This window comes from Citrobacter sedlakii, from assembly GCF_018128425.1.
In the GTDB taxonomy this organism is placed as follows: Bacteria; Pseudomonadota; Gammaproteobacteria; order Enterobacterales; family Enterobacteriaceae; genus Citrobacter_A; species Citrobacter_A sedlakii.
In genome coordinates this window covers 3,128,260-3,145,126 of record NZ_CP071070.1, presented here as the reverse complement: position 1 = coordinate 3,145,126, position 16,867 = coordinate 3,128,260, and the positions used below count along the sequence as shown (strand labels likewise).

15 protein-coding genes and 1 pseudogene are annotated in these 16,867 nt (G+C 56.6%); 2 read left to right on the top strand and 14 right to left on the bottom strand.

Annotated features, from left to right (window positions below):
- Positions 1-21: 21 nt before the first annotated feature.
- The 8 genes and pseudogenes from tcuB to ybfF form a co-directional block, all read right to left on the bottom strand.
- A complete protein-coding gene (gene tcuB / locus JY391_RS14985; protein WP_211934540.1) occupies positions 22-1,161 on the bottom strand; it encodes a tricarballylate utilization 4Fe-4S protein TcuB in 1,140 nt (379 codons plus the stop codon).
- Positions 1,148-2,551 carry an FAD-dependent tricarballylate dehydrogenase TcuA gene (tcuA, locus tag JY391_RS14980; protein WP_211934539.1) on the bottom strand — a complete coding sequence of 468 codons (1,404 nt, stop codon included), beginning with the start codon at positions 2,549-2,551 and terminating at the stop codon, positions 1,148-1,150. The genes tcuB and tcuA overlap by 14 nt, the downstream gene beginning before the upstream one ends.
- A gap of 96 nt (positions 2,552-2,647) precedes the next feature.
- The gene (tcuR, locus tag JY391_RS14975; protein ID WP_042285423.1) at positions 2,648-3,574 is read right to left on the bottom strand and encodes a tricarballylate utilization LysR family transcriptional regulator TcuR; all 927 of its coding nucleotides are present in this window, start codon (positions 3,572-3,574) and stop codon (positions 2,648-2,650) included.
- 130 nt (positions 3,575-3,704) lie between these two features.
- The gene (fur, locus tag JY391_RS14970) at positions 3,705-4,151 is read right to left on the bottom strand and encodes a ferric iron uptake transcriptional regulator (RefSeq protein ID WP_042285420.1); all 447 of its coding nucleotides are present in this window, start codon (positions 4,149-4,151) and stop codon (positions 3,705-3,707) included.
- A pseudogene (locus JY391_RS23995) lies at positions 4,144-4,229 on the bottom strand (fur leader peptide). The gene fur and the pseudogene JY391_RS23995 overlap by 8 nt, the downstream one beginning before the upstream one ends.
- A gap of 203 nt (positions 4,230-4,432) precedes the next feature.
- Positions 4,433-4,963: a flavodoxin FldA gene (fldA, locus tag JY391_RS14965; RefSeq protein WP_042285419.1), complete on the bottom strand. Its 531-nt coding sequence runs from the start codon at positions 4,961-4,963 to the stop codon at positions 4,433-4,435.
- Positions 4,964-5,113: 150 nt separating this feature from the next.
- Positions 5,114-5,407 (bottom strand): LexA regulated protein, encoded by a 294-nt coding sequence (gene ybfE / locus JY391_RS14960; RefSeq protein ID WP_042285416.1) that lies wholly within the window; start codon positions 5,405-5,407, stop codon positions 5,114-5,116.
- A gap of 128 nt (positions 5,408-5,535) precedes the next feature.
- Positions 5,536-6,309, bottom strand: coding sequence for an esterase (ybfF, locus tag JY391_RS14955; RefSeq protein ID WP_211934538.1), 774 nt, complete (start codon positions 6,307-6,309; stop codon positions 5,536-5,538).
- A 189-nt stretch (positions 6,310-6,498) separates the two neighbouring features.
- On the opposite strand from ybfF, the gene seqA reads away from it, so the two are divergent.
- Together seqA and pgm are read left to right on the top strand one after the other, a co-directional pair.
- Positions 6,499-7,044, top strand: coding sequence for a replication initiation negative regulator SeqA (gene seqA / locus JY391_RS14950; protein ID WP_042285411.1), 546 nt, complete (start codon positions 6,499-6,501; stop codon positions 7,042-7,044).
- A 23-nt stretch (positions 7,045-7,067) separates the two neighbouring features.
- Positions 7,068-8,708, top strand: coding sequence for a phosphoglucomutase (alpha-D-glucose-1,6-bisphosphate-dependent) (gene pgm, locus JY391_RS14945; RefSeq protein ID WP_060568893.1), 1,641 nt, complete (start codon positions 7,068-7,070; stop codon positions 8,706-8,708).
- Between the two features lie 70 nt (positions 8,709-8,778).
- Here pgm and potE read toward each other — a convergent pair whose 3' ends face one another.
- From potE to kdpC, 6 genes are all read right to left on the bottom strand, one after another.
- Positions 8,779-10,098, bottom strand: coding sequence for a putrescine-ornithine antiporter (gene potE, locus JY391_RS14940; RefSeq protein WP_211934537.1), 1,320 nt, complete (start codon positions 10,096-10,098; stop codon positions 8,779-8,781).
- The gene (gene speF, locus JY391_RS14935) at positions 10,095-12,293 is read right to left on the bottom strand and encodes an ornithine decarboxylase SpeF (protein WP_211934536.1); all 2,199 of its coding nucleotides are present in this window, start codon (positions 12,291-12,293) and stop codon (positions 10,095-10,097) included. The genes potE and speF overlap by 4 nt, the downstream gene beginning before the upstream one ends.
- 256 nt (positions 12,294-12,549) lie before the next feature.
- On the bottom strand, positions 12,550-12,654 hold the full coding sequence (gene speFL, locus JY391_RS14930) for a leader peptide SpeFL (protein WP_106875989.1): 105 nt from the start codon (positions 12,652-12,654) through the stop codon (positions 12,550-12,552).
- 279 nt (positions 12,655-12,933) lie between these two features.
- Positions 12,934-13,611 (bottom strand): two-component system response regulator KdpE, encoded by a 678-nt coding sequence (gene kdpE, locus JY391_RS14925; protein WP_042285405.1) that lies wholly within the window; start codon positions 13,609-13,611, stop codon positions 12,934-12,936.
- Entirely contained in the window at positions 13,608-16,295 is a 2,688-nt protein-coding gene (kdpD, locus tag JY391_RS14920; protein ID WP_211934535.1) for a two-component system sensor histidine kinase KdpD, read from the bottom strand. The genes kdpE and kdpD overlap by 4 nt, the downstream gene beginning before the upstream one ends.
- On the bottom strand, positions 16,295-16,861 hold the full coding sequence (gene kdpC, locus JY391_RS14915; RefSeq protein ID WP_042285401.1) for a potassium-transporting ATPase subunit KdpC: 567 nt from the start codon (positions 16,859-16,861) through the stop codon (positions 16,295-16,297). Before kdpC ends, kdpD begins: the two co-directional genes overlap by 1 nt.
- Between the last annotated feature and the right edge of the window lie 6 nt (positions 16,862-16,867).

Below are 16,867 nucleotides of genomic sequence, written 5' to 3'. Positions count from 1 at the left end.
ATTGAGGTAAGATGTTGCGGGTCAGTCGCCTGCGACCCCCGCCTGTTTTCCGCGCCGCTTCTCGATAGCCCATTTGAGTAACGAAGCGCAGCGGTAAAATCCGTGGGCAAATTTTCCGTACGGGAGGGTTAAAAAGAGCGCCATTACCACGCCAAGATGGACAGCAAGCAGAACGCCCATCCACGTGGAATCCCTCCCTGCCAGCAGTCCCAGCCCTGTCAGGCTGGTCAACAGCAACAGCAAAATAAAACCGCGATCCATCGGTTTTTGTCGCGCGTCACCGTGCAGCGGCGAGCGCTTTACGTTCAGCCACAGCAAACCCGCAGGACCGATAATCAGACCTATCCCCCCGAGGGTGCCGAGGAGCACCGGCACGCTGAAAAACGGATAAGGGGCTTCCCACCCGGCAAAATAGTGATAGCCGGTCGCCACCATGGTGGCGGCGAAGCAGAGCATAAAACCGTAGAAGGTAAAGTGATGGAAGCGACGGCGCAGCAATGTAAAGGCATCATCGGCTTCGTTACACCCTTTGCCGTGTCCGCCGTCGAGGTACTTCAGCGTCAGGGCATTGTGCGTCGCTTCGGCAATCTCCACGGGCTGCGGCGCGCCGGGGGAGATCTCACGCCAGAAGCGGATCACGCCAGCCATCAACAACCCCATCGCCAGAATAAAGACGGAACCAAACATCCAGGCCAGCAGGTTATGCGGGAATATCTGGTAGAAGTCGCCAGCCAGCGGCGGGTGCAGCAAGGAGCCTTTCAGACTCATCGCCAACAACAGGAAGAAAATCAGCGCAAAGACCAGCGTTAGCGCGACGGTCATGCCCGCCCGGCGATACAACGCGCCAAACGCGGCGGGCCGGGCATAATGCTGATAGGTTTCGAGGCGCACTTCCGCCATCGCTTTCGGTACGTTAATGGCGAACTCATGAGGGGGCGCGTACTGACAGGCGTGCAGACAGGCGCCGCAGTTATGGCACAGGTTAGCCAGGTAGTTGATGTCCGCTTTGCCAAACTCAAGACGTTGAGTCATCGCCGGAAAGACGGCGCAAAAGCCTTCGCAGTAGCGGCAGGCGTTACAAACCTGCATCACCCGTTCCACTTCGGCTTCCGGTTCGGTAATGATTTGTGCCTCAATAATTAATTTCTCAAGCTGCTTCATGGTGCGCCTCCTTACGTGCGGCCTGGGCGGCTTCTTTACCGGCAATGCAGCCAAACGTGGTGCCAATCGACATGCCAACGCCAGCGGTATAGCCTTTGCCCAGCACATTGCCCGCCATCATTTCTCCGGCGACAAACAGGGTACGACTGGGTTTTCCGGCGAAATGCACCGCCGCGCGCTCGTTCACTTTCAGGCCGAGGTAAGTAAACGTGATCCCTGGCCGCAGGGCGTAGCCGTAATAAGGCGGCGTATCGAGAGGGCGTGCCCAGTGCGTTTTCGGCGGCGTTAACCCGCTGGTGGCGCAGTTATCCAGGACGGTGTGATCAAAGTGTCCAGGCTGGCAGGCCTGGTTGTATTGCCTGACGGTAGCGCTAAAACGTTGTGCATCCAGCCCCAGTTGGCAGGCCAGCTCTTCCAGCGTATTGGCCTGCGCGCCGGGGAATACCGGTGGCATAAAGTGACCAATGGCTTTGCTGTCGATAATGGAATAACCAATTTGCCCCGGCTGTTGGGCGACCAGACGCCCCCAGATGGCATAGCGTTTCGGCCAGAAATCTTCGCCTTCGTCATAAAAACGCGCTGCGTCGCGGTTGACCACCACGCCTAAAGAGACGCAGTCCACTCGCGTGCAGATCCCGCCGTCATACAGTGGCGCGCGGGCATCAATCGCCACGCAGTGCGACTGGGATGGATCGCCAATGATGTCGGCGCCGGCATCGATCATAAATTTAAGCAGGACACCCTGATTAAAGCGGGTGCCGCGGATGAGAAAATTATCGGCGGGCCATTCCCCACGCGCGTTTTGTCCCCAGGCTTCCCGTAGCCATTCGCGATTGGACTCGAAACCGCCAGCGGCGAGTACACAGGTTCTGGCCTCGATGCGTTCATCGCCCGCCAGCGCGGCGACAAACTCGCCGTCATGTAACTGCAGCGCCTGTACCGGCGTGTTATAGCGGATGGTGACGCCGAGCGCCTCCGCGCTGCGATAATAGGCGTTGACCAGTGCCTTGCCGCCGCCCATGAAAAAGGCGTTCGTACGCGCAACGTGCAGTGCGCCTGATAACGGTGGCTGAAAATTCACACCGTGTTTGCGCATCCAGTCACGGCACTGCGAAGAGGTGCGGATCACCAGTCGTGCCAGCGCTTCGTTGGTATTGCCTTCCGTTACCCGCCAGAGATCCTGCCAGTACTCTTCTTCGGGATAACGGTCGACCAGCACATCCTGCGGCGCATCATGCATACAGCGCAAATTACGGGTGTGCTGTGAATTGCCACCGCGCCATTCGCGCGGCGCCGCTTCCAGCAGCAGCACCGACGCACCGGCCTCCCGGGCGGTTAAGGCGGCACACAGCGCGGCATTGCCGCCGCCAATCACCAGAACATCAACCATCGTAGACTCCATTACGCTTTAACAAATGTTAAATTTGTAATGAAAATGTATACGCATGGGTTGTAGGGGCGCTATGAGGTACTGCTAAAACCCTCTTTAGTTAACGTAAAGGGTGGCGCCTGGCCAGCGGTCAGCCTCAACCAGTTCACGCATCACTTTACCCAGCACGACGCGAGCTGCCAGCCCCGCCGGGGTCAGTTCGTCATCCGATAAACTGACCAGAAAGTTGGGACGGCTGAGGACCGGATTATGGACGCCGATCACGCGCAGGTCGTCCTGGTCCAGTCGGGAAATCGCCGCGCCAGGTTGTAGGGTGGCGCCCAGACCGTCGCGGACCGCCCGCATCAGTAGCGTCAGACCGTCAATTTCCGCAACGATATCAACCTGCAGCGCGTGCTCTTGTGCGATAGCCTCCAGTCTGCCGCGCAGACCGTGGCCCTGACTGGGCATCACGAGGGGAATATTCGCCAGTTGAGCAGGCATGATGTTGTCTTCAGGGAATATAGCCAGCAGGGGGTGGGGGCCGATCAGAAACAGCCGCTCTTCCAGAACCGGCTTCGCGCTCCAGCGCAGGATCTTCTCTTTCTGAAAGACGACCGCTAAATCAAGCTGGCGGGTGTTAATCATCCGCTCAAGATTGCCGGAGAGACTCTCCACGACGTGCAGCCGCACGTCAGCGTAGCTTTCCCGCATGGCGTTAATAAACGGAATGCCCAACACCGATGCCGTACTGGGCGCCATACCGACGCTAACGTGGCCGGATAACCGCGCCTCACGCGCAGCAAGAATGGCGTCGTCGGCATGCCGTAGCGCCAGTTGCGCCTGAGAATAAAAGGCCAGCCCCGCGTTAGTGGGCGTGACGCCGCGCGACGTTCGTTGCAGCAGGCGGATGGCGAGTTCACTTTCCAGACGTGTCATTTGTTGGCTCAGCGCCGAGACGCCAATGTCGAGATCCAGCGCGGCGCTACCCATGCTGCCGGTTTCAACAATACGAACAAAATAACGTAACTGGCGAAGTTCCATTTCGATTCTCCGGACAGGTCAGGGAAGGGAATTTTTACATTAAAACAACACGGGCGGGGAGGGAAGGAAAACGGCGGGATCGCGCCCACAAAAAAGCCAGCCCGCAGGCTGGCTTTCATCAAGCGTAAAATTATTTGCCGTCGTGCGCGTGTTCATCTTCGCGGCAGTCGCCTTCGGCGCAATGGCCATAGAGATAGAGGCTGTGGTTCGTTAAACGAATACCGTGCTTCGCCGCAATCTCACGCTGACGGGCTTCAATCGAATCATCACTAAATTCAATCACTTTGCCACAATCGAGGCAAATAAGGTGATCGTGATGATGCTGCTGGGTCAGCTCAAAAACGGATTTGCCGCCTTCAAAATTGTGGCGGGTTACGATACCGGCGTCATCAAACTGGTTCAGCACGCGATAGACGGTCGCCAGACCAATTTCTTCACCCATGTCGATCAGTCGTTTGTATAAATCTTCCGCACTGACGTGATGGTTATCCGGTTCCTGAAGCACTTCCAGAATCTTTAAACGTGGAAGCGTTACTTTCAGGCCAGCCTTCTTTAATGCGGTATTGTTGTCAGTCATGCGGAATCTGTCCTGTTGCTAAACGATTCACTTCATACGAGAAGTGACAGAAATTGCATTCGAGATAATGCCTCTCATTATAGGACTGCCATCCTTAAATGAAAACTGCAAGCCTCGGGCAAATGTTAATAAAAACGTGGTATTGCCTGGAAATGAGAGCGCCACCTAATAACTCCCGCACATTGTACAGGGATGGGCAAGAAAGTTACAAATTTGTAGCAATTATTTTGATTGGTTTTGTCTATTGATGCGGCGCAAATGGTCTTTGCGCCGCACGGTCATCAGGCGTTGATGATTTCATCCAGGTGCAGTTCTTCAGAAATCTGCTTAACCCATTTCTCAACGCGCTCGGCGGTCAGTTCTGGCTGGCGATCTTCGTCAATGGCCAGACCGACAAAGTGATCGTCATCGGCCAGGCCTTTCGACGCTTCAAAATGATAACCCGCGGTCGGCCAGTGACCGACGATGGTCGCGCCACGCGGCTCAATGATGTCGCGGATAGTACCTAACGCGTCGCAGAAATATTCCGCGTAATCTTCCTGGTCGCCGCAGCCGAACAGCGCCACCAGCTTACCGTTGAAATCAATCTCTTCCAGAGTCGGGAAGAAGTCGTCCCAGTCACACTGCGCTTCGCCATAGTACCAGGTCGGGATACCAAGCAGCAGGATGTCATAGCCTTCAAGATCTTCTTTGCTGCTTTTTGCAATGTCATGCACGTCGGCAACATCTTTACCAAGCTGTTTTTGAATCATTTTTGCGATATTTTCGGTGTTCCCGGTGTCGCTGCCGAAAAAAATGCCAGTGATTGCCATGAGTAAAGTAACCTCTTGAAACTTATTGAAATGGTGGGGGCAAATTGCCCACAGATAAGGGCAATCATAGCAGAACAGTCAGGTATGCGGAAATAGCAAACGCACGCGAGTGCACTCCCTGCTACATGATAGTGATAAATTGTGCGGGTTTCAGACTGAACCCTGGCGTCGCAACGTCGCCAGTTGGCTCATCAGGATTTCTTCGATCAGCTCGCTGCGGCTGATGTCGCGCGATTCCGCCAGTTCATTCAGGGCGTCGACGGCTTCCGCGTTGAGCTTAAGTTCAACACGTTTCAGGCCACGAACTTTGTCGCGTTTAAGCTGGTTGCGCTTGTTAATGCGCAGCTGTTCATCGCGTGAAAGCGGATTGGTTTTAGGTCGTCCCGGGCGACGCTCGTGCGCGAACAGATCTAATGTCGTACGGTCCGTTTGTTCTTTGGCCATGATTTTGGTGACTTCGGGGAAACAATCAGCCAGGCCTCTGCCCGGATGGATAGCGCGCCATCATACATCAGCGGATGGGGCACGCCAACGTTCGCGCGCGCAATCGCGCGCGGACGCTGAGTTTTTAATCAGTTTGCGCTGTCGTTCAGATAACGACGAATGGCGCGCAGCACTGCGTCAGGTTTTTCGGCATGAACCCAGTGGCCTGCGCCCGCGATGACATGCGCGCGCGCCTGTGGGAATTGCGCGAGCAGGTCGTCGCGATACGTCTCGGTGACGTAAGGGGAATTGCCGCCAGGGATAAACAACGCCGGGCGATCCCAGGCTGGAATCGGCTCCCAGCCGACAATATGCGGATACTGATCCCACAGCACCGGCACGTTAAAGCGCCATTCGCCGTCAACGTACGACTTCAGCAGAAACTGAATCACGCCCTCTTCTCTGAGATGGTCGCGCATGACGGCAGCCGCCTCCTTGCGCGTCGTGGCCTGAGACGCCGTCACGGCGTTGATCGCCGCGAAAATCTCATCGTGGCGTCGTACCTTATAATCTACCGGGGCGATGTCGATCGCCACCAGACGATCGATGCGTTCCGGAGCCAGCGCGGTCAGGGCCATCACCGCCTTGCCGCCCATCGAGTGGCCAATAAACGTGGCTTTTTCGATCTGCTGCGCATCCAGAGTGTCGAGCAGATCCTGCGCCATCGCCGGATATGTCATCAGCGGATCGCGGGGCGAGAGGCCGTGGTTACGCATATCAACCTGGAGGATATCGTGATCGCTGACCAGCTCGCGGGCCAGCACGCCGAGATTGTCCAGGCTGCCAAACAGACCGTGAACGAGGACGATGGGAGAATTATTGTGCAGGTTTTGTGCAGTTTGCGCTCGGATATTCAATTTCATGGCAAAGTTCTTTTTTTCGCTCTGTCGGGTTAGGGTATTATGTTGACCATTCTGCCACTGGGCTGCAACTGATACGGTTTACTCCGAGTTTTTTGTTCAGCCAGGTTTGACGCTATCCGCTGTTGGGATTTGCTCCTATAATTCCAACGATTTGTATTCAGATCAGTTATGACACCGCACTGGATTAAGATGAAAACGATTGAAGTTGATGATGAACTCTACAGCTATATTGCCAGCCACACCAAGCATATCGGCGAGAGCGCGTCCGACATTTTACGGCGTATGTTGAAGTTTTCCGCCGCATCGCAGCCCGTCGCGTCGGCGACAAAAGAGGCACGCGCCGCGCAGCCTGTGAGCGCAGAAGTGAAACCCGTCAATCCCGTCAAAGACAAAGTGCGCGCTATGCGTGAGCTGCTGCTGTCCGATGAATATGCGGAACAGAAAAAAGCGGTGAATCGCTTTATGCTGGTGCTGTCTACACTTTACTCACTGGATCACCAGGCGTTTGCCGATGCCACCGACTCGCTGCATGGTCGCACTCGCGTCTATTTCGCGGCGGATGAACAGACGCTGCTGAAAAACGGCAATCAGACCAAGCCGAAACATGTGCCTGGCACGCCGTACTGGGTGATCACGAACACCAACACCGGCCGTAAATGCAGCATGGTCGAACACATCATGCAGTCAATGCAATTCCCGGCGGAATTGATTGAGAAGGTTTGCGGAACAATTTAATGCTTGCATAAAAGGACCAGGCAATGGCAATCCACAACCGTGCAGGTCAACCTGCGCAACAAAGTGATTTGATTAACGTCGCCCAACTGACGGCGCAATATTATGTACTGAAACCCGAGGCAGGGAATGCCGAGCACGCGGTGAAGTTCGGTACCTCCGGACACCGCGGCAGTGCAGGTCGTCATAGCTTCAACGAGCCGCACATTCTGGCGATTGCCCAGGCTATCGCCGAAGAACGTGCGAAAAACGGTATCACCGGCCCTTGCTATGTGGGGAAAGATACCCACGCGCTGTCCGAACCGGCGTTTATCTCGGTGCTGGAAGTGCTGGCGGCCAACGGTGTCGACGTGATTGTTCAGGAGAACAACGGTTTTACCCCGACGCCTGCGGTGTCGAACGCTATCCTGGTTCACAATAAAAAAGGGGGGGCGTTGGCGGACGGTATTGTCATCACGCCGTCTCACAACCCGCCGGAAGACGGCGGCATCAAATACAACCCGCCGAACGGCGGCCCGGCAGATACCAACGTCACGAAAGTGGTGGAAGACCGCGCAAATGCGCTGCTGGCCGACGGTCTGAAGGGCGTGAAGCGCATTTCTCTCGATGCGGCGATGGCGTCTGGCCACGTCAAAGAGCAGGATCTGGTGCAGCCGTTTGTGGAAGGGCTGGCGGAAATTGTTGATATGGCCGCCATTCAGAAAGCGGGCCTGACGCTGGGCGTCGATCCGCTGGGCGGTTCCGGTATTGAATACTGGAAGCGTATTGCGGAGCATTACAAGCTCAACCTGACCCTCGTGAACGATCAGGTGGATCAGACCTTCCGCTTTATGCACCTGGACAAAGACGGCGCGATCCGCATGGACTGCTCCTCGGAGTGCGCGATGGCTGGCCTGCTGGCGCTACGTGATAAGTTTGATCTGGCGTTTGCCAACGACCCGGACTATGACCGTCACGGTATCGTCACGCCGGCGGGGCTGATGAACCCGAACCACTATCTGGCGGTCGCTATCAATTATCTGTTCCAGCACCGTCCGCAGTGGGGCAAAGAGGTGGCGGTGGGTAAAACCCTGGTTTCCTCGGCAATGATTGACCGCGTGGTCAACGATCTGGGCCGCAAACTGGTCGAAGTGCCGGTGGGCTTCAAATGGTTTGTTGACGGCCTGTTTGACGGTAGCTTTGGCTTTGGCGGTGAAGAAAGCGCGGGCGCATCGTTCCTGCGTTTCGACGGTACGCCGTGGTCCACCGATAAAGACGGGATCATCATGTGCCTGCTGGCGGCGGAAATTACCGCCGTCACCGGTAAAAACCCGCAGGAACACTACAACGAACTGGCGGCGCGTTTCGGCGCGCCAAGCTATAACCGCCTGCAGGCGGGCGCAACCTCTGCGCAAAAAGCTGCGTTGTCGAAGCTGTCGCCGGAAATGGTCAGCGCCAGCACGCTGGCAGGTGATCCGATCACCGCGCGCCTGACCGCGGCGCCGGGCAACGGCGCGGCGATCGGCGGTCTGAAAGTGATGACGGAAAACGGCTGGTTTGCCGCGCGTCCATCCGGTACGGAAGACGCCTATAAAATCTATTGCGAAAGTTTCCTCGGCGAAGAACATCGCAAGCAGATCGAAAAAGAAGCGGTTGAAATCGTCAGCGAAGTGCTGAAAAACGCCTGATGCGTCAGGCGTTAGCGACAAATGAAAAGGCGCCGTAAGGCGCCTTTTTTGTCTCAGGATGGGGGCTAACTTACCCGTGCTTATTCTTCAGCTCAAAGCGCGGCGATACCAGTCCGTATAGCGTCCAGCCGAGGAAGGTGACAATCGATCCATACAGCATCGCTTCTTCCCCCGACGAGTAGAGCGCGTAGAAGCTGTACATCGCGCCAACAAACGCCACGAAGTTTGCCATTTTCGCTTTCGCTGGCGGGACGTTCGCCACCCGCTGAATAATCACCAGCGCGGCCATCGACAGGATATACGGAATAATATTGGTGACCACCGCCAGGTTGACCAGCACATTAAACTGGCTGTTCAGCGACGGGCTAATGGTCATCAGCGAGAGTCCGCTCTGAATAATCACGATAGTCAGCATCCCCTGTACCGGCGCATCGACCTTAGTCACCCGCGAGAAAATTTTCGGGAAATAGCCTTCATCGGCAGAGGATTTAAACACCTGAGCGATGGTGAACTGCCAGCCCAACAGGGAACCGCAGCAGGACATGATCATCAGCGCCATGATTACTTTCCCCACTTCCGGCGTGAACATCTGGGCAAACGCCAGACCAAACGGGGCCGTGGAGTTGGCCAGGTCCATGTTCGGCACAATCCCGGCAATCACGTTGGTGGAGATAATGTAAATCACCGCTGCGCCAAGCGTACCGCCAAGAACCGCTATCGGCACGTTGCGTTCAGGGTTATCCACCACTTCCGCGTTAGCACAGGCGGACTCCAGGCCGAGGAAAGCCCACAGCGTCATGGCGATAGACGACCCGACGGCGGTAAAGAACGGCACGTGATGCGGGTTCCATGAGTTCGCGTACAGCGTCGGACTGAACCAGAACCAGCCGATGATGCACAGGCCAACCACCGGAATGATCACCCCCCAGACGGTAATACTGCTGATCTGCCCGGTAATCCGCGCGCCGCCGAAGTTGGCAACCGTACAGATCCACAGAACGCCGATGGTGGCGAGGCCAATCTGCACCGGCGTGAGCGTCGCGCCGAACAGCTCGGTCCCGTAGCCCACCGCGGAAATGGCAATCGCCACGTTGGCGATTAACAGCGACACCCCATAGGTATAGTTGGCCATAAAGTTACCGGACTTGCCAAATGCATACTCCGCGTAGCCGCCCATGCCGCCAGATTTGCGGCTGAACATCCCGCACTTGGCGAACGCCCAGGCCAGCGCCATGGATCCGACAGCGGTGACCAGCCAGGAGATAATCGAAATGGTGCCGACCTCCGCCAGCTTGGTCGGCAGCATGATGATCCCGGAGCCCATCATGTTGACCATCGTCAGAATGGTAAGCTGCATCACGCCCATTTTGTTGGCTTTGGCTTTACTCATAATGTTTCTCCTTTCAGCAGACCGTCATGCTCTTGTCGCGCTTTGATCACGTAGCACCACACCTGCTTACGACCATCACATTCTTCGATGTAGACCCCCTGCAGCTCCGGCGCAAAGCCCGGCAGCAGGTTGATCCCTTCTTCCAGCGCGCTGAAATAGCGCAGCACCGCGCCGCCCCAGACTTCGCCGGGCACGACGCACAGCACCCCCGGCGGGTAAGGCAACGCGCCTTCCGCGGCAATACGGCCTTCGGCTTCCGGCAGCGGCACCAGTTCCACCTCGCCGCGCAGATAGGCGTAATTTGCCTCCTGCGGATTCATGCTGACGCGTGGGAAATGCGCTTTACGGAACATCTCTTTTTGCAACTGCTTAACGTTGTGGCGCGCGTACAGGTCGTGCATCTCCTGGCACAGCTGGCGCAGGCTGTATCCGGCGTAGCGTGCTTCATGCTGCTTGTAGATGGAGGGCAGCACGTCGGCCAACGGCGCGTCGGACGCCAGCAGTTTTTCGAAACGCACCAGCAGTGCGACAAGCTGCTGCAATTTCGCCATGTCTTCTGCCGGGGTCAGCAGAAACAGGATCGAGTTGAGATCGCATTTTTCCGGTACGACGCCGTTTTCGCGCAGGAAGTTGGCGAGAATGGTGGCCGGAACGCCAAAGTCGTCATATTCGCCGGTCCGCGCATTAATGCCCGGGGTGGTTAACAGCAGCTTGCAGGGGTCGACAAAATACTGATGCTCTGCGTAGCCTTCGAACGCGTGCCAGCTTTCGCCGGGTACAAAGTGGAAGAAACGCAGATCGCTGGCGATGGTCGCCGTTGGCCAGGCATGCCACGGTTTCCCGTCCACCGTTTCCGGGACAAACGGACGGATATACTGACAGTTCTCAAGGATCAGCTTGCGGGCGTCGATGCCGTTCGCCACGCAGTCCATCCACATATTGCGGCCGCTGGCGCCCTCGTGCATTTTGGCGTTGATATCCAGCGCTGCGAACAGCGGATAAAACGGGCTGGTGGAGGCATGCATCATAAAGGCATTATTCATGCGCTTATGCGGCACATAACGTGACTGCCCCTTGATATGACTGTCTTTTTTATGGATCTGCGAGGTCTGGGAGAAGCCAGCCTGTTGTTTATGCACCGACTGGGTCACCAGAATGCCCGGATCGTTTTCGTTCAGTTCCAGCAGCAGCGGTGAGCAGTCCGCCATCATCGGAATAAACTGTTCATAGCCGACCCACGCGGAGTCAAACAGAATGTAGTCGCACAGATGACCAATCTTATCCACCACCTGACGGGTGTTATAAATGGTGCCGTCGTAGGTACCCAACTGAATCACCGCCAGGCGGAACGGACGCGCATCGCGGGCGCGCTGAGGCGCGACTTCGCCGATCAGTTCCCGCAGATAACGCTCTTCAAAGCAGTGGGCGTCGATCCCACCGATAAAACCATACGGGTTACGCGCGGTCTCCAGATATACCGGGGTGGCGCCCGCCTGCAATAATGCGCCGTGATGGTTTGACTTGTGGTTGTTACGATCGAACAGCACCAGGTCACCCGGCGTCAGCAGCGCGTTGAGCACCACTTTGTTCGATGATGACGTTCCATTCAGCACAAAATAAGTTTTATCGGCGTTAAACACTTTTGCCGCGTGCTGCTGGGCGACGCACGGCGCGCCTTCGTGGATCAGCAGGTCGCCCATCGCCACGTCAGCGTTGCACAGATCGGCGCGGAAAAGCGTTTCGCCAAAATACTCAACGAACTGGTTGCCAGCAGGATGGCGACGGAAAAACTCGCCGCCCTGGTGTCCGGGGCAGTCAAAGGCGCTGTTACCCTGGTTAACGTAATCGACCAGCGCACGGAAGAACGGCGGACGTAACTGCGTTTCATAGTGGCTCGCCGCGGTTTCCAGTTGCCGACCATAATAGGCGCTACGGGCTTCATGGCACTCGAAAACACCCGAGATACGCGGCAGGAATTCCGCCGGGACGCGCTCTTCATTTTCGGTCGCGACAAACACCGGGATACCGTAGCCGGTGGCGTCAATTTCTTCGAGTTTACCTCGTTCAATATCATTGACCGATAACACGACCGCCGCCACGTCAATAAAATGGGTTTCATCCACATTTACAATATTACGCTGCGTTGAGAAGCAGTCGGGGCAGGAACGGCTTACGGCAATTTTTAATTCAGACATGTTCATCTCTTTATTTCAGGTAATAGCAGGTCCTCAATTTCTCAAATGAGAAACTGATAGCGCCGGAATAAAAGCAAAGTCCATCCCCTGATAAATAAAATCAGTGAATTGCTTTTTTTAGGATGCAAAAAACCTTACCTGTCCGGTTACAGGCAAATTCAGGTTTACGCAGTGTGAGCACTTAGAGATACAGGCGCAGGCCTGTGATACAGCGAGTCAGGAAGACCTGTATGCTGACGTGCCCATAGTCGAACGACTAACGGGCGTTAAAGAAATGAAAGTCAAAACTATTACGGTGGGCAAACATCATTATATGTGTTGTTCGCCTGATATGGGGCATTAAGCGGTTATTGTTTTCCATTTTGGTTACCTTTCCTTTATCAGTAGAAGGTGAGGGTATTTTATCCAGGAAAACAGTCCGATCCGTGAAGGAGATCAACAAAAAACGATCATTCGCAAAATATTTAGTCGTTTTTTATGCATGATGGCAGATAAGATATCAAAATGTGTTTTATATGTTATAGATTTGTATTTTGTTATTTTTTGTGAGAATAAACTTATGCCGCCATAATTATTATTATGGCAGTGCGGTATATTAAAAATTAATTTTTAGAATTATTTAAAAATAATGAATAACCATTCATGGCATAAAACGATAGCCAATGCCGGTTTCGGTGATGAAATGCCGGGGACGGGCCGGATCCTGCTCCAGTTTTTGCCGCAGGTGACCCATATAAATACGCAGATAGTGGCTATGTTCGACCGCGTTCGGCCCCCAAACCTGATTCAACAGCTGCCGTTGGGTTAACACTTTTCCCGGATTGTTGAGCATGACGGCCAGCAGGCGGAACTCAATCGGCGTAAGGTGAATTTCACTTTCGCCGCGATGAATCAGATGCGCGGCGAGATCCACCACGATGTCGGAAAAGCGGACAACCGGATCAGGGGAAGGGGTTGCGGCATGACGGCGCAGGGCCACGCGCAGACGCGCCTGCAGTTCGCCAATACCAAAAGGTTTACTCAGATAGTCATCCGCGCCCGCGTCAAGGGCGGCAATTTTATCGTTCTCTTCGCTGCGGGCAGAAAGCACGATCACCGGGACGGCGCTCCACTGCCGCAAATCGCGGATGAAATCGATGCCGTCGCCATCCGGCAGGCCAAGATCGAGAATAATAAGATCCGGTTTCCGCGTGGCTGCCTCCAGCAGTCCACGCTGCAGGGTTTCCGCTTCGAATACACGCAGTCCGTCGCCTTCCAGCGCGCTGCGCAGAAAACGGCGGATGGCCTGTTCATCTTCTACAATCAGAACGTTTGTCACATATCCTCATGAAAATCATCAAGTTCTGGAGGCGCTTCTTGCTTCAGTGTAACACGAAAACAGGCGCCGCCCTGGGGGCGATTATAGACGGCAATGGCGCCGCCGTGCACTTCAACAATCGCCCGACAGATCGCCAGTCCCAGCCCGACGCCGGGTACCGCGGTCTCTTTATTACCTCTGGCGAATTTGTCGAAGATCGGCTGCTGCTGTTCTTCGGGGATCCCCGGTCCGTTGTCCCACACGTCAAGCAGCAGTTGGTCGCCTTCGACATGGGCGTCAATGCCGATCTCCGCTTGCGGCCCGGCATACTTAATGGCGTTTTCCAGCAGATTGATCAGGACCCGTTCAAACAGCGGGCCATCAACATGGATCAACGTCAGCGGGGCTGGCAGGGAGAGATTGACCGGGTGAAGTAACCCCGGCTCCAGCATTTTCAGCGCGCTGCCCACCACTTCTTCCAGCGTCAGCCACTCTTTTTTCAGGTTAAAGCCGCCTGACTGAATGCGCGCCATATCCAGCAGATTATTCACTAACCGGGTGGTATTCAGCACATGCTGGCGAATTTCACTGGCCTGCTTCGCGTGCGCGGAGCCTTCGCTGGCCAGATCGAGGGTGAGAATTTCCGCCTGGCCAAACAGCACCGTCAGCGGAGTGCGCAGATCGTGAGAGAGCGCAGCGAGCAGGGCGTTACGCAGGCTTTCCCGCTCGCTGGCCAGACGCGCCTGTTCTTCACTGGCGGTGAGCGTCAGGCGCTCAAGGGCGTTCGCCACCAGCAGCGTAAAGGTTTCCAGCAGGCGCTGTTGCTCAGGGATCATCAGTTGTCGCAGGTTTCCCGGCTCGACGATCGCCAGCCCGTAGGTTTTGTCCGCGCTGCGCAATGGCAGGATCTGGTACGGCACGCCGGGAAGGGTATCGGTGCCCGCGCCAGCCGGTTGGCCCTTGTCAAAGCTCCAGCGGGCGATCGCATCGTCCCAGGGCGTCATGCCCCTGGCGTGGGTCAGCGGCGTCAGACTGCCTTGCGCATCCGGTAACAGAATCTGGCTGCGGGCGTGAAACGTGGAAGCGATAAATTGCTCGCTGGTGACGGCAATATCTTTCTCGCTGCGGTCCATCGCCAGCGCTTTCGACATTTCATACAGATGACGGGTGCGTTGTTCCCGATAACGCGCCACGCGCGCCTGGTAGCGCACCCCAGCGGTGAGATTCCCCACCACCAGACCCACCGTGAGCATCACCCCGAAGGTCAACAGATACTGAACGTCGGATACCGCGAGCGTGCCGCGCGGGGCAATAAAGAACAGGTCAAAGCTGACCACGCTGATCACGGTAGAAAATACCGACGGCCAGCGGCCATAAAAAAGAGAGATCACCACCACGCCCAGCAGATACAGCATCACCAGGTTGGCGGCGTCGAAGGCCGCCAACCACTGGCTGGCAATGAATGTCGTCAGCGCGCAAAGGGCGACGGCGACCAGACAGCCCTGAATTTGCACCCGCCATTTGTCCTTAAAACTGCGGGTATCCGGCAGGGCGGAGAGTGGGCGTAGCGGCGACTCGTCCAGCGCGACAATCATAACGTCCAGTTCCGGCGCGCGTTTCGCCAGCCGGTCCGCGAAAGACGCTTTGTGCCACCAGCGCCGTCCCGGTGGGCGTCCCAGCACGATTTTGCCCAGGTTATGCTCGCGGGCATAGCGAACCACCGCTTTCTCTTCACGGGGATCGGAAAGGGTGGCCGTTTCCGCCCCCAGCTCCTGCGCCAGCCTCAGGGCGCTGAGAATGTCCCGCCGCTGCTTTTCCGGTAAACGGTGCAGGGCGGGCGTCTCGACGTACACCGCATGCCAGACGCTGCCCAGCCGGGACGCCAGACGCGCGGCGGTGCGCACCAGCTTTTCGCTGCCGGTATTGTGTCCAATGCACAGCAGAATGGCGTCGCGTGTGTGCCAGACTTTTTCCTCGCCGGGGCGTCCCCGCCAGGCGCGCATTTGATCGTCCACCCGGTCGGCGGTGCGCCGCAGGGCCAGTTCGCGCAGGGCGATGAGATTGCCTTTGCGAAAGAAATGTTCAATGGCGCGTTCGGCCTGACCGGCGATATACACTTTGCCTTCCTTCAGGCGCTGGCGAAGATCGTCAGGCGGCAGGTCGACCAGCACCACTTCGTCGGCGGCGTCAAAGAAAGGGTCCGGAACGGTTTCGCGCACCTGGATACCGGTGACGCCGCTGACGACATCATTGAGACTTTCCAGGTGCTGGACATTCACGGTGGTGAACACATCGATACCGGCTTCAAGCAGTTCTTCAATGTCCTGCCAGCGTCGCGGATGACGTGAGCCAGGCGCGTTGCTGTGCGCCAGTTCGTCCATCAGTATTAGCGCCGGACGGCGGGCGAGGGCGGCGTCGAGATCGAACTCGCTGATGTGACGCCCGCGATGCGCCTGGCGTTTCAGCGGTAGAATCGCCAGCCCCTCCAGCAGGGCGGCGGTCTCTTTGCGTCCGTGGGTTTCCACCACCCCAATCAGAACATCCAGCCCCTGGGCGCGCAAACGTTGCGCTTCGGCCAGCATTGCCCAGGTTTTCCCGACGCCCGCGCAGGCGCCGAAGAAAATTTTCAGTTTTCCCCGGTGCGGCGCCGCCGTCTGCTCCAGCAGACGATCGGGATCCGGGCGGAGCGGTTCTTCATTAACCATCAGAGCTTATCCAGCGCTAAATTCAGTTCCACGAGATTGACCACTGGCTGGCCGAGGTAGCCAATCGGCGGCGTTTGGGTATAGTTTGCGACCAGTTGCCTCACCGTTTCAACGCGCAAATTGCGCGCGTTGGCGACGCGCGGGATCTGCCAGGCGACGGCGGCCGGACTCAGGTTGTTATCCAGACCGCTGGCGGACGCCGTGACCAGTTCAACCGGCACCGTAGCGCTGGCCTGTGGGTTGGCGGCGCGCAGGGCGGCTATCCGTTGCTGGATCTGCTGATCCAGCTCAGGGTTGCTGACGGCAAGGTTGCTGCCGCCAGACGCCATCGGATTATAAGGCATGTCGGCGGTAGCGGAAGGGCGACCGTGGAAATATCCTTCCGCCGTAAAGTTTTGCCCGATAAGCCTGGAGCCGCGCACAATGTTATTGTCAATAATCAGCGAGCCATTGGCCTGCGGCGCAAACCACCACTGTCCCAGTGTGGTGGTCAGCAGCGGGTAAACCCCGCCGGTCAACAGCATCAGAAAAATCAGCGTCGACAAGAATGGACGTAGTTGATTCATATATCC

Coding starts and splice junctions, on each gene's coding strand:
- tcuB (WP_211934540.1), bottom strand. CDS start 1,161: ATGAAGCAGCTTGAGAAATTAATTATTGAGGCACAAATCATTACCGAA.
- tcuA (WP_211934539.1), bottom strand. CDS start 2,551: ATGGTTGATGTTCTGGTGATTGGCGGCGGCAATGCCGCGCTGTGTGCC.
- tcuR (WP_042285423.1), bottom strand. CDS start 3,574: ATGGAACTTCGCCAGTTACGTTATTTTGTTCGTATTGTTGAAACCGGC.
- fur (WP_042285420.1), bottom strand. CDS start 4,151: ATGACTGACAACAATACCGCATTAAAGAAGGCTGGCCTGAAAGTAACG.
- fldA (WP_042285419.1), bottom strand. CDS start 4,963: ATGGCAATCACTGGCATTTTTTTCGGCAGCGACACCGGGAACACCGAA.
- ybfE (WP_042285416.1), bottom strand. CDS start 5,407: ATGGCCAAAGAACAAACGGACCGTACGACATTAGATCTGTTCGCGCAC.
- ybfF (WP_211934538.1), bottom strand. CDS start 6,309: ATGAAATTGAATATCCGAGCGCAAACTGCACAAAACCTGCACAATAAT.
- seqA (WP_042285411.1), top strand. CDS start 6,499: ATGAAAACGATTGAAGTTGATGATGAACTCTACAGCTATATTGCCAGC.
- pgm (WP_060568893.1), top strand. CDS start 7,068: ATGGCAATCCACAACCGTGCAGGTCAACCTGCGCAACAAAGTGATTTG.
- potE (WP_211934537.1), bottom strand. CDS start 10,098: ATGAGTAAAGCCAAAGCCAACAAAATGGGCGTGATGCAGCTTACCATT.
- speF (WP_211934536.1), bottom strand. CDS start 12,293: ATGTCTGAATTAAAAATTGCCGTAAGCCGTTCCTGCCCCGACTGCTTC.
- speFL (WP_106875989.1), bottom strand. CDS start 12,654: ATGGAAAACAATAACCGCTTAATGCCCCATATCAGGCGAACAACACAT.
- kdpD (WP_211934535.1), bottom strand. CDS start 16,295: ATGGTTAATGAAGAACCGCTCCGCCCGGATCCCGATCGTCTGCTGGAG.
- kdpC (WP_042285401.1), bottom strand. CDS start 16,861: ATGAATCAACTACGTCCATTCTTGTCGACGCTGATTTTTCTGATGCTG.